Genomic DNA, 11,370 nt, shown 5'->3' on the forward strand with positions numbered 1-11,370 from the left:
CGCCGCGCCGCCAGCCGTGCTACGGCTGACGAACGCGCGAGCGCACCAGGACACGCTCACGTTCGATCCGCTCGAGCACGGTTGGCCAGGAACTGGAACGCGCGGTTTCGTACGCCACGACGAGCGGCTGATTCACGTCGAGCTGCCCGTCGAACACGTAGAGCGCGTTCTGTACCTCGCGCTGTCGCACACGCTGCCGGCCAAAGCCTGGTGACAGGGCGACCACGTCGACCGGGCGAAAGTCGCGGCCCACGTTGGTCACGATGATCTCCATCGGACTGTAGCGCGCTTCGCCAAGCTCCACCCCAAAGAAGGACACGTACCACACACTGAGCTTTGCGTACGCCGTCCGCCGCCGGATTTCGTCCAGCCGCGTGGACTGGCTGCGGAGCAATTCACTGAGCGCGCGATACGAATCCGGAGACAGCACCCGAATCACCGATTCGTCGAGCGGGATCGCGCGCACCTGCAGCCCGAACTGCTGCACGCGAATCGCGATGTCGTCCTGCTTGAGTGTGCCATAGCCCGCGGGGATGAGTGCGAGGGTGTCTCGCCGAGCCGTGGACGAGCCGGAGGGCGCTGTGCCCTGCGACGGGGATGAAGCCGGCGGCACGCAGGCAGCCGAACTGCACAGGGCGAGCACCAGCGCGAGGCCCTTCATCCGACGGTCCCGCGCCACGCTGGCGCGTCCAGGAGCGACATCATCGCCTCGGCGATCTCCGTGCGGCCCTCGCCGGTGTGCGCGCTGCAGGGCACCATCTGGTCGGCGTCGAGGCCGGTGACGCGTTCGATCACCCGCAGGGCTTCGCGTCGAGACGCTGCGCCGAGTTTGTCGACCTTGGTGATGGCGACGAGGGTGGGCACTTCCAGGTCAGCGAGGTACTCGAGCAGGTCGAGGTCGTCGGCGGAGGGCTCGCGTCGCGCGTCGAGGAGTGCCACCACTCCGCGCAATTGCGTGGTGTGGCGGAGGTAGGCGTCCATCAGTCCCTGCCATGCGTGGCGCTTGTCCCGGGCCACGCGAGCATAGCCATACCCCGGCAGGTCGACGATCACGAAGCTCTTGTTCACTTCAAAGAAGTTCACCTCCTGCGTGCGGCCGGGCGTGCGACTCACGCGGGCAAACGCCTTGCGACGCACGATGGTGTTGAGCAACGAAGATTTGCCAACGTTGCTGCGTCCTGCGAACGCGATCTCGGGGAGCAGAGCGTCGGGTCGCCAGCCGCCGCTCACCGCCATGCCACCAAGAAAGGCGAGGTGTCGGATGACCAGGGGATCCGTCGTGGTACCGTCGCCGCTCATGGCGCGGCACTCCGTGGAGCCGCCGTCGGTGCGGGCGCCTGCGCTGGCAAGGCGGTGAGAGCGAGGTCCAGCACCTCGTCCATCGATCGAACCGGCCGAATCGTGAGTGATTGCCGAACCTCGATCGGAAGCTCCTCGATCTCACGCGCGTTGCCGTGCGGAATGATCACGAGCTGCTTCTCCGCACGCACGGCCGCGACGCATTTCTCCTTGAGGCCACCAATCGGGAGGACGCGGCCGCGCAACGTGATTTCTCCGGTCATGGCCACCGAAGCGCGGATCGGGGTGCGGGTGAGTGCGCTGATGAGCGCGCTCGCGATCGCGATACCGGCTGACGGTCCGTCCTTGGGCGTGGCGCCCGCCGGGATGTGCACGTGCAGGTCGACGGTGCGCACGAATCCAGGGTCCAGGCCGAGCGCCGTCGCGCGCGAACGCGTGTAGCTCAACGCGGCGCCCGCCGACTCCTTCATCACATCGCCGAGCGCCCCGGTCAGGTGCAGCCGCCCTCGTCCCGGGAGCACCGCCACTTCAATGTCGAGCACCTCGCCGCCGGTGCCCGTCCACGCCAGCCCGGTCGCCACCCCCACGAGGTCGTCGTGACGGAGGTCGTCCGGGTCGTAGGGTGGTACTCCGAGCAGCGTCTCGAGATCGCTCACGCGAACCCGATCGGAGGTCGCGTCGCCGCCGGCCACGGCGGTGGCCTCGACGCGTCGGCGGGCGACCTTGCGCGTCAGCCGCGCAATGCGGCGGTCGAGTTCGCGCACGCCGGCTTCACGGGTCCAGCCACGCACGATCGCCGGCACGACGTCGGCATCGAGCACGAGCGAGGATGCGTCGATGCCGTGTCGCGCGCATTGCCTGGGAAGGAGGAACTGTCGCGCGATCGCGTACTTCTCGGTGTCGAGGTAGCCAGGGAGCCGCACGATCTCCATACGGTCGCGCAGCGGCTCGGGAATCGTGGCGAGTGAATTCGCCGTGGTCAGGAAGAAGACCTGCGAGAGGTCGTAGTCGAGTTCGAGGTAGTGGTCGTTGAAGGCCTTGTTCTGCTCGGGGTCGAGGACTTCGAGCAGCGCCGCTGCCGGGTCGCCGCGGTAGTCCTGGCCGAGTTTGTCGACCTCGTCGAGCAGGATCAGCGGATTGACCACGCCGGCGCGGCGCATGGCCTGCAGGATGCGCCCGGGCAGCGCACCGATGTAGGTGCGTCGGTGCCCCCGAACCTCGGCTTCGTCACGAATGCCGCCGAGCGACATGCGTACAAAGGAACGCCCAAGGGCTCGCGCGATGGATCGACCGAGCGACGTCTTGCCCACGCCCGGGGGGCCGACGAGGCAGAGGATCGGGCCCTCCAGGCTGCCGACGCTGGCGAGCACGGCAACGTGATCGAGGATGCGGTCCTTCACCTCTTCCAGTCCGAAGTGGTCTTCATCGAGCACGGTGCGCGCGCGTGCCACGTCCGCCACGTCGTCCGTGCGCGCGCTCCACGGCAGCGCGACGATCCAGTCGAGGTAGTTGCGCGACACCGTCGCCTCCGGCGAGATCGCCGGCATGCGCCTCAGCTTGCGCAGTTCGCGTTCGGCGCGCTTGCGCGCCGGTTCGGGGAGGGTGAGCGCGGCGAGTTGCGCCTGCAGCTCGTCCACGTCTTCGCCGTCGTCCTGCCCCAGTTCGCGATGGATCGCCCGGAGCTGTTCCTGGAGGTAGTACTCGCGCTGGCTGCGATTGATCGTGCCGCGCACGTCGTCCTCGATCTTGCGCTCGAGCCCGAGCACGTCGATCTCGGCGTCGAGCAGCGACAGGAGCGACTCCTGCAGCTCGCGCAGCGTGAGGCACTCGAGCAGGCGCTGGCGCTGTGGCGTGCGGAGCGACAGGTGCGCCGCGATCACGTACGCCGCCCGGACCTCGTCTTCGCTCGCGGCCGCGATCTGGACGACTTCGGGCGGAATGCGCCGCTGCAGGCCCGCGTACTCCTCGAACCGATCGACGAGCCGCCGCGCGCGCGCGGCGGCGCCGCCGTCGACATCGGTGATGTCGAGCGCGATCGGTCCGAGCACCGCGTGCAACATCCCGCGCACGGTGGTGATCCTGGAGAGCCGCACCGTCGCGATGCCGTCAACCAGCAGGCGCACGGCGCCGTTTGGGAGCCGCACCGCATTCTGCACCTGCGCGATGACGCCGACGCGGTAGAGATCGGAGGGTCGCACCTGTTCGCCATCGCCGCTGCGTTGCGTGACGAGGACGAGCAGCCGATCCCCATCCCAGGCCTGCTGTACGGCGGCCAGCGAGCCCGATCGTCCCACGACGAGCGGCATGATGAGGTGCGGGAAGCCCACGACGTCCTGCAGCGGAAGGACGGGGAGCTTGCCGGGAACCTCGAATGAGTCAGGCGGGCGATGAACCAACATCACGGAACAGCGGCTGGACGGTGGACGGGTGACTCCTTGACGGTGCGTTCCGGAGACGAAGGGCAGGGACCGCGCGCTTCGCAGGCACCACCGGAAAAACTAAGCGCCCACCCGTGGGGGTGAGCGCAGTCCTGGCTCCATTCGCATCCCGGTCCGTGCTTCGGTTCCCATTCGATATCCGCCCACCCGCCGTTTCGTCCCCGGTCAGGCGCACATCTGAAGTCCGCTCGCCCTCCCTCGGTGCCGTGTCAGGTGCCCAGATCCGACCACCGTGCCCTCGTTCGCCCTTTAGGCTTCCTTCTTTCTCGACTTCGGGGCGATCTCGAGCATGGGCGGGGCGCCGTTCGTGATGCAGGCTTCGGTCACCTTCACCTCGACCACGTCCTCGCGGCTCGGGAGGTCGAACATCACCTCGAGCAGCGTCTCCTCCATGATGGCGCGGAGCCCGCGGGCGCCGGTGCCCCGCTTGAGCGCCTTCTGTGCGATGGCGCGGAGGGCGGACTCCTCGAACGTGATCTTCACGTCCTCGAGCTCGAAGAGTTTGTGGTACTGCTTGGTGAGGGCGTTCTTGGGCTCCTTGAGGATCCGCATCAGCGAGGGTTCATCGAGCGCCTCGAGCGGAACGACGACCGGCATGCGGCCGACGAGTTCCGGAATCAACCCATAGCGCAGCAGGTCATCCGGCTCGGTTTCCGCGAACGGATTCGACTTGAGGATCTCGGCGCGGCCGCTCTGGATGTCTTCCTTGGTGAAGCCGATCTGCCGGCGACCTGTGCGCGCCTCGATGACCTTTTCGAGTCCGTCGAACGCGCCGCCGCAGATGAACAGGATGTCCTTGGTATTGATCTGGATGTACTCCTGCTGCGGATGCTTGCGGCCGCCCTGCGGCGGTACCGACGCCACCGTCCCCTCGAGGATCTTGAGCAGGGCCTGTTGCACGCCCTCGCCGGACACGTCTCGCGTGATGCTCGGGTTTTCGCTCTTGCGGGCGATCTTGTCGATTTCGTCGATGTAGACGATGCCGCGCTCACATTCGGCGACGTTGAAGTCGCCGGCCTGCAGCAGCCGGACGAGGATGTTTTCCACGTCTTCACCGACGTAACCCGCCTCGGTCAGCGTCGTGGCGTCGGCAATGGTGAAGGGAACGTCCAGGATGCGAGCGAGCGTCTGCGCGAGCAGCGTCTTGCCGACCCCGGTCGGGCCGATGAGCAGGATGTTGGACTTGTCCAGCTCGACGTCGTTGTCCCGGGGGCTCCCCGAGTTGATGCGCTTGTAGTGGTTGTAGACCGCGACCGCGAGGGCCTTCTTGGCCTGTTCCTGACCGATCACGTACTGGTCGAGGACGTCCTTGATCTCGTGCGGCGTGGGAACCTGCGTGATCGCTTCCGCGACCTCGCGCTCCTCGTCTTCGGCCAGGATCTCGTTGCAGAGCGCGATGCACTCATTGCAGATGTAGACCGACGGCCCGGAAATGAACTTCCGCACCGAGTCCTTGGACTTGCCGCAGAAGGAACAACGCAGGTGTTTGTCGTGGGACATGACGCTCCCGCCAGGGCGGTTTCGGGACTTCTGGGCCGGCGACTGCGGCGATACGTAAGAGACGGTCGCAGGGCTCGTCAAGCAAAGAACGCCGGGGTTCGAGTGTGAGAACGCTCACCCCCGAACCCCGGCGCGGATCACACGCCCGCCATCACCGGCTTTGCACCCTCCGGACTTTCGGTCCGGTTGGCGACGATGTTGTCGACCAAGCCGTAGGCCTTGGCGTCTTCGGCCGACATCCAGCGATCGCGGTCGGTGTCACGGTCGATCTGCTCGACCGGCTGGCCGGTGTGCTTGGCCAGCAGGGTGTTCATCTTGCCCTTCAGGTACAGGATCTCCTTCGCCTGGATCTCGATATCGGACGCCGTGCCCCCACCGCCGTTCTGTGAGGGCTGGTGGATCATGATTCGGGCGTGGGGCAGCACCATGCGCTTGCCCGCGCTCCCGGCGGCCAGGAGGAACGCCCCCATCGAGGCGGCCATGCCCATGCACATCGTCGACACCGGTGACTTGAGGAACTGCATGGTGTCGTAGATGGCCAGACCGGCCGACACACTGCCTCCCGGGCAGTTGATGTACATGTTGATGTCCCGACCCGGGTTGTCGGCGTCGAGAAACAGGAGCTGCGCGATGATGATGTTCGCGACGTCGTCGTTGATTGGAGTCCCCAGGAAGATGATCCTATCCATGAGGAGGCGTGAAAAGACGTCGTAAGTCCTTTCGCCGCGCGGGGATCGCTCAATGACGTAGGGTGCGTAGATGCTCGGCATGATGGGCTACTCGATGGTGTTTCGTTCAAACAACCACTTGAAGACCTTTTCCTCGGTGATGCCTCGCTCCAGCTCGGCAAGCCGTCCCGCCTTCTGCAGGGTCGCGTAGACCTGTCCTGGGTTCTGACCCCGTTTCTCTGCAAGCTCCGTGACCTTGTCGTCCAACTCACCCTCGGAGGCCTTCAGGTTCTCAGTTTCGGCCAGAGTCTCGACAATCAGATCGCGGCGAACCTGTCTTTCCGCGGTGGGACGAAACTGTCCGACGAACCGTTCCTTTTCACTGTCCGGAATCTGGTAGGCGTTGGCGTAGCCATCCACCGTCTGCTGCACCCAGCTCGGCGGCACGTCAAAGCTGTTGGCGCCGATGATCTCGTCGAGCAGTCGCGAGCGGACCTCGGCATCGGTTTCTCGCCTGGCGGCTTCCAGCATGTCCGCACGGACGGCGGTCCGCAGCGCTTCGAGGGAATCGAAGTCGCCGACTTCGCGTGCCAGCGCGTCATCAAGGTTGGGCAACGACTTGCGCTTGACGTCGGCGAGGGCGACACAGACCATCTTGCTGTGCCCTCGCTGCGCTTCGTCGGGGAAATCATCGGGCCATTTCACCAGGCGCTCCGCTGAGGCACCCGGTTCCAACTCGGTGATGACCTCCTCGATGCCGGGGATCGCGTGGCCAGCGCCCAGCACGATCTTGTACTCCTTGCCTTCGGGGATGGTCCCGTCATCGGCCGCGGTGGCCAGCGTGACGGTGACGAGGTCACCCTCCATGGGCTTGCCCTCGACCGGCGACCAATTGGCGCGCTGCTCGCGCAGCTGCTCCAGCTGCTCGCTCACCTGCTCGTCGGTGACGTGTCGCTCCGTGCGCTCCACCTTGAACCCGGACGTGCGCGAGAGTGTCAGCTCCGGCCGGATTTCGACGTGGAGTTCGAACGAGACGGGCTGGCCGTCCTCGAACTTGAGATCGTGGACGTGCGGCTGCGAGGCGACCTTGATCTTTTCGCGATCGATCACCTCGCGATACGCGGCCTGCACGAGGTGGTCCAGCGCTTCGGCCTTGATGGCGTCGCCGTAGCGCTTCATCACCATGGCGGCCGGCGCTTTGCCCGGGCGGAAGCCGGGGATACTTACCCGCGAGGCCAGTTTGCGCGCGGCATCCTGCCGGGCGGCATTGACGTCGTCAACGGGGATGGTGACCTGAATGAGGCGCTCGGCGCCGTCGCTTTTCCGGGATTCGAACGCGATGTTCATGGAGTCTCAGCGGGCGTCCGCCGGGAGGGATCGTTGGGCGGATTGCAGTGGTACCAGTCGAACGCTGGAAGGTAATGGGCGCTGAAACCCGGTCCAAGCCGCACAGGCGGACAGGGCTGCGCCCGTCACAAATACTCCGGAGGAGTCATGCACGTCCGTCGTTCCGTCCTGATCACCTGGTCCCTTGCTGCCGCCCTGGCCGGGGCTGCCGTTGTTGGCGTTCGGCCCGTGGCCGCGCAGGAGAGCAAGCCCACATTGGGCTATCGCAACCTGCTGACGATCGATCCGCTGGGCATCCCGTTCGAATACTTCTCCGTGGAGTACGAGCGCATGATGACCGGCCTTGTGTCGGTAGGGCTGATCGGCTCCTACCTCGGGTGGGGCGACGGATCGTTCACGACGCTGGAGTCCAAGCTGCGCTTCTACCTCAATGAGGAGGCGCCGGATGGCTTTGCGGTCGGCCTTGCGGGCGGCATCACGCGCGTTCAGGAGGACGAGCCCAACCGGCCTGACCAGGCCGAGACGCGTCCGACGATTGGCGTGATAGTCGACTACAGCTGGATCCTCGGGAAAGCACAGCGTTTCGTCGTGAGCACGGGCGTGGGCGCCAAACGGGTGCTCGGTGTGAAGGCGGAGTACAACGACATTCCCACGGCGTATCCCACGGCGCGCTTTCAGGTCGGCATCAGGTACTGAGCCCGGGCCTACGCATCGGCGCGGCCGATCAGGTCTGCCACGATCTTGCCGGACGAAAGTACGCCGGGAATGCCGGCGCCGGGATGAGTGCCCGCGCCGGCGAAGTAGAGGTTGGGGATGTCCTCGCTCCGGTTGTGCGGTCGGAACCACGCGGACTGCGTGAGAATGGGCTCGAGGGAGAACGCGCTGCCCAGGTGACTGTTGAGTGCGTCGCGAAAATACGTCGGCTCGATGCGCCGCTCGGTCACGAGGTGACGCGAGAGGTCGGGAAGCCAATGGGCCTCCAGGTGCTGCATGATGGCGTCCCGGTAGGCCGGGCCTGCGTTGGCCCAGTCGATATCGGCGCCGAGGTGTGGCACGGGTGACAACACGTACCATGCATCACACCCCGGTGGAGCCAGCGAGGGGTCGGTTGCCGTGGGGCGGTGCAGGTAGAGCGAGAAGTCCGGCGAAAGCCGCCGGTTGACGAAGACGTCGTCGAGCAGACCGCGATAGCGCGGACCCATCAGGATCTCGTGATGGGCGAGGTGGTCGTAGCGCCGGTTCGTGCCGAAGTAGATCACCACGAGCGACATCGAGTACCGACGGCGGCGCACGCGCGCGTCGGTGTGATGCGTGCGTGCATGCGCCGGGACCAGGTGCAGGTAGGTCGCGGCCACGTCGCCGTTGCTCACCACCGCGTCCGCTTGCACGATCTCCCCATCTGCGAGGCGCACGCCGGTGGCGCGCCGGGACTGCACCTCGATCTCGGCGACCTCGGTGTTCAGCCGCAGTTCGCCGCCGAGGTCCGCAAACCGACGGGCGAGTCCACGCACGAGCGCCCCCGTGCCACCCATCGCGAACCACACGCCCCACGTCTTCTCGAGGTGATGGATCAGCGCATAGATCGATGTGGTCTGGAACGGGTTTCCGCCGACCAGGAGCGGGTGAAACGAAAAGACCTGCCGCAAGCGTTCGTCGCGGATGAAGCGGTTCACGTATCCGGCCACCGACCGCCATGACTGGAGTCGCACCAGGTCGGGGGCGACACGCAGCATATCGCCCAGTCGCAGAAACGGCGCATCGATGAGCGCAAAGCCGGTGCGGAATATGGCCTCGGTGTGCCGGGCAAACGCTTCGTAGCCGCTCACGTCGCCCGGGCTGAAGGCGCGCACCTGTCGCAGGATCTCGTCGTGCGACCCGGAGTAGCGAAACACCGAGCCGTCGCCGAATCGCACATTGTAGAACGGGTCGAGCGGCACGAGCCGCACGTAGTCGTCGATCGCGCCCCCGCCGAGCCCAAAGAGCTCGTGCAGCAGCCACGGGGCGGTGATGATCGTGGGGCCGGCGTCAAAGGTGAAGCCGTCCTGGGTGAAGGTCGCGGCGCGTCCGCCGGGCTGGTCCAGCTTCTCGAGGATGGTGACCCGGTGGCCCTGGGCGAGGAGGCGGATGCCCGCGGCGAGGCCGCCGAAGCCGGAACCAATGATGGCGACCCGCATGACGGCGCAGGGCCGGCGTTAGGCGGTGGATGTGACCATCGCCGCGGCACCCTCGTGGCGCGCGACGCGTCGCCAGGTCAGCGCCAGCGGGAGCGTCATGGCCAGGGTGCCGAGGATCGCCGCCCCCCAGAGATCATCCCGCACGCAGAGCACCACCGGCATGACGCCGTTGGCGGCGTACAACACCAACGGGAGGCGGCTCGGGCTGATCGCACCGGTGAACGCGGTTGGCGGCGCGATGGCCAGCATCGCGCGCGCGACGAGCGTCCCGGTGACGTACCAGCCGAACCAGTTCGACAGCGGCATACCATAGAACGCATCGCGCGTGAAGAAGGCGACGACCCACGCGGGCAGTCCGGTGCCGGTGAACATCTCGCCGCTGCCCCAGAGCCAGTGCGACGTGCGCACCATGGCTGGATCCATCGATACGTCCCACGCCACGAGCACGAGGCCCGCCACGGCCGCCCACCGCCAGCGCGAGCGGGCATCGTCGGCCGGCGCCAGTCGTCGTCCGCAGATCGCCAGCGAGGCGTAGAGCATGTAGAACCACGAGATGGGAATCGGAAACGGCACCAGACCGGCGATGCGGTAGCCCAGCAGAGGCGTGTACCGGTAGTCCCCGAACGGCAGCCCCGTGGCGGTGCCGGCGAGTTCGGCGCCTAACGAGATCACGGAGCCGACGACCAGCAGCGCCGTGGCGCGCCACCACCCCAGCCGCCCGCCCGCGTGCACCAGCGCCGCGAGCGCGCCCAGCACCACGTAGGTCGGCCCCGAGAACTTCCAGCCGAGCCGCATGATCGTCGCGTTCGGCTCCTGCTGGAGCATTGGCCCCGGCGGGCCGTTCAGCACCGTGACCATCGCCAGCGATGAGAACGCGATGAGCGCCAGGTGCGCGATCAGCAGTCCCCGGGCGAGTCGCTCGGTCGTTCGGACCTCGGGCGCAATCACGCCGTGGCCACGTCGTCCAGCGACCCGCGCGCCGCGCCGGCCGGATCGAGCAGCGCACGGCCGAGCACCACGGCGCGTTCGCGCCAACCAAGTCGCGCCCGTTGCGTGAAGGTGTCGTAGCCGTTCCGCTCGATCGCGTCGAGAATTCGCGCATACCCTGAGGCACACGCGCTCGCGCACCGCCGTGAATCCGCATCGAGCATCGGGATGCCCGGGGCGGCGAGGTGGTAGTAGTGGCGCGCGCGGGTCACCTGACGGCGCATCAGCCCTTCCCATGCGTCACGACGACGCGCGGCGCGACCTGTGATCACATCGTCCGGCGCGAAGCCAAACTCGAGTAACTCGTCGGTGGGCACGTAACACCGCCCTCGGCGTGCGTCTTCACCGATGTCCCGCAGCACGTTCGTCAGCTGCATCGCCACACCCAGGGCGCGCGCGTGCGTCACCGCGAGTGGCCTGGCCCCCGGCGTGCCGCCAACGCTCATGACCGCGAGGCACATTTCGCCGACGCTCCCGGCCACGCCCTCGCAGTAGGCAAGCAGGTTGGACCAGGTATCGAGCGGACGCGCGGTGATGTCGACCGCGACGCCGTCGAGCAGTTCCACGAGGGGGGCGGCGGGGATCGCAAAACGGTCGGTGGCCCACGCCAGCTCCCGAAATACCGCGTCCGTTCCCGCGCCGCAGAGCGCGCGGTCGAGGGCGCGACGATGCTGGTCCAGCCGCTGGGTGACGCTCCCGGCTTCCAGGCCGTCGTTGGCGAGGTCGACCAGGTCATCGGCGACGCGGCAGAAGGCGTAGAGCGCGTACGTCGCGCGCCGCTTCTCTGCCGGTAGCAGCAGGCTGGCCACGGAAAAGGTGCGGGCGTGCCGCCGGGTGACCTGCTCGCAGAACTGTGCGTCGGGGTGCGTCATCAGCTCGAAACGTGAATCGAAAGGGACATCGGGTGATGAGTCATTGTCAACCGCTGTTCCTACGCGGGGGGCCGTTGCCCGGATC

General features: G+C 66.9%; 10 protein-coding genes. 1 reads left to right on the forward strand and 9 read right to left on the reverse strand.

The genetic code is table 11. The features are described 5' to 3' along the window. Positions 1-19: 19 nt before the first annotated feature. From IT361_09320 to tig, 6 genes are all read right to left on the reverse strand, one after another. Complete coding sequence (locus IT361_09320; protein MCC6317877.1) at positions 20-661, reverse strand: hypothetical protein; 642 nt, start codon at positions 659-661, stop codon at positions 20-22. Beyond that, on the reverse strand, positions 658-1,299 hold the full coding sequence (locus tag IT361_09325) for a YihA family ribosome biogenesis GTP-binding protein (protein ID MCC6317878.1): 642 nt from the start codon (positions 1,297-1,299) through the stop codon (positions 658-660). The genes IT361_09320 and IT361_09325 overlap by 4 nt, the downstream gene beginning before the upstream one ends. Continuing rightward, positions 1,296-3,698 (reverse strand): endopeptidase La, encoded by a 2,403-nt coding sequence (gene lon / locus IT361_09330; GenBank protein MCC6317879.1) that lies wholly within the window; start codon positions 3,696-3,698, stop codon positions 1,296-1,298. The genes IT361_09325 and lon overlap by 4 nt, the downstream gene beginning before the upstream one ends. A gap of 288 nt (positions 3,699-3,986) precedes the next feature. Beyond that, positions 3,987-5,237: an ATP-dependent Clp protease ATP-binding subunit ClpX gene (gene clpX, locus IT361_09335; GenBank protein MCC6317880.1), complete on the reverse strand. Its 1,251-nt coding sequence runs from the start codon at positions 5,235-5,237 to the stop codon at positions 3,987-3,989. 137 nt (positions 5,238-5,374) lie between these two features. Then, entirely contained in the window at positions 5,375-6,007 is a 633-nt protein-coding gene (locus IT361_09340) for an ATP-dependent Clp protease proteolytic subunit (GenBank protein MCC6317881.1), read from the reverse strand. Between the two features lie 6 nt (positions 6,008-6,013). Further along, positions 6,014-7,252, reverse strand: a complete 1,239-nt coding sequence (tig, locus tag IT361_09345) for a trigger factor (GenBank protein ID MCC6317882.1) — start codon at positions 7,250-7,252, stop codon at positions 6,014-6,016. A gap of 147 nt (positions 7,253-7,399) precedes the next feature. On the opposite strand from tig, the gene IT361_09350 reads away from it, so the two are divergent. Continuing rightward, on the forward strand, positions 7,400-7,948 hold the full coding sequence (locus IT361_09350; GenBank protein MCC6317883.1) for a hypothetical protein: 549 nt from the start codon (positions 7,400-7,402) through the stop codon (positions 7,946-7,948). Positions 7,949-7,956: 8 nt separating this feature from the next. Here the strand turns inward: IT361_09350 and IT361_09355 are convergent, their stop codons facing one another. From IT361_09355 to IT361_09365, 3 genes are read right to left on the reverse strand one after another with little or no spacing between them, the layout of a single operon-like run. Next, a complete protein-coding gene (locus tag IT361_09355) occupies positions 7,957-9,426 on the reverse strand; it encodes a phytoene desaturase (GenBank protein ID MCC6317884.1) in 1,470 nt (489 codons plus the stop codon). An 18-nt stretch (positions 9,427-9,444) separates the two neighbouring features. Then, on the reverse strand, positions 9,445-10,374 hold the full coding sequence (locus IT361_09360; protein ID MCC6317885.1) for a carotenoid biosynthesis protein: 930 nt from the start codon (positions 10,372-10,374) through the stop codon (positions 9,445-9,447). Next, on the reverse strand, positions 10,371-11,285 hold the full coding sequence (locus IT361_09365) for a phytoene/squalene synthase family protein (GenBank protein MCC6317886.1): 915 nt from the start codon (positions 11,283-11,285) through the stop codon (positions 10,371-10,373). The genes IT361_09360 and IT361_09365 overlap by 4 nt, the downstream gene beginning before the upstream one ends. Positions 11,286-11,370: the final 85 nt, after the last annotated feature.

It is taken from the genome of Gemmatimonadaceae bacterium, assembly GCA_020846935.1.
Lineage (GTDB): Bacteria > Gemmatimonadota > Gemmatimonadetes > Gemmatimonadales > Gemmatimonadaceae > RBC101.

Bases quoted from the DNA above. Each gene is read 5' to 3' on its own strand.
- IT361_09320 (MCC6317877.1), bottom strand. From the start codon at position 661: ATGAAGGGCCTCGCGCTGGTGCTCGCCCTGTGCAGTTCGGCTGCCTGC.
- IT361_09325 (MCC6317878.1), bottom strand. From the start codon at position 1,299: ATGAGCGGCGACGGTACCACGACGGATCCCCTGGTCATCCGACACCTC.
- lon (MCC6317879.1), bottom strand. From the start codon at position 3,698: ATGTTGGTTCATCGCCCGCCTGACTCATTCGAGGTTCCCGGCAAGCTC.
- clpX (MCC6317880.1), bottom strand. From the start codon at position 5,237: ATGTCCCACGACAAACACCTGCGTTGTTCCTTCTGCGGCAAGTCCAAG.
- IT361_09340 (MCC6317881.1), bottom strand. From the start codon at position 6,007: ATGCCGAGCATCTACGCACCCTACGTCATTGAGCGATCCCCGCGCGGC.
- tig (MCC6317882.1), bottom strand. From the start codon at position 7,252: ATGAACATCGCGTTCGAATCCCGGAAAAGCGACGGCGCCGAGCGCCTC.
- IT361_09350 (MCC6317883.1), top strand. From the start codon at position 7,400: ATGCACGTCCGTCGTTCCGTCCTGATCACCTGGTCCCTTGCTGCCGCC.
- IT361_09355 (MCC6317884.1), bottom strand. From the start codon at position 9,426: ATGCGGGTCGCCATCATTGGTTCCGGCTTCGGCGGCCTCGCCGCGGGC.
- IT361_09365 (MCC6317886.1), bottom strand. From the start codon at position 11,285: ATGACGCACCCCGACGCACAGTTCTGCGAGCAGGTCACCCGGCGGCAC.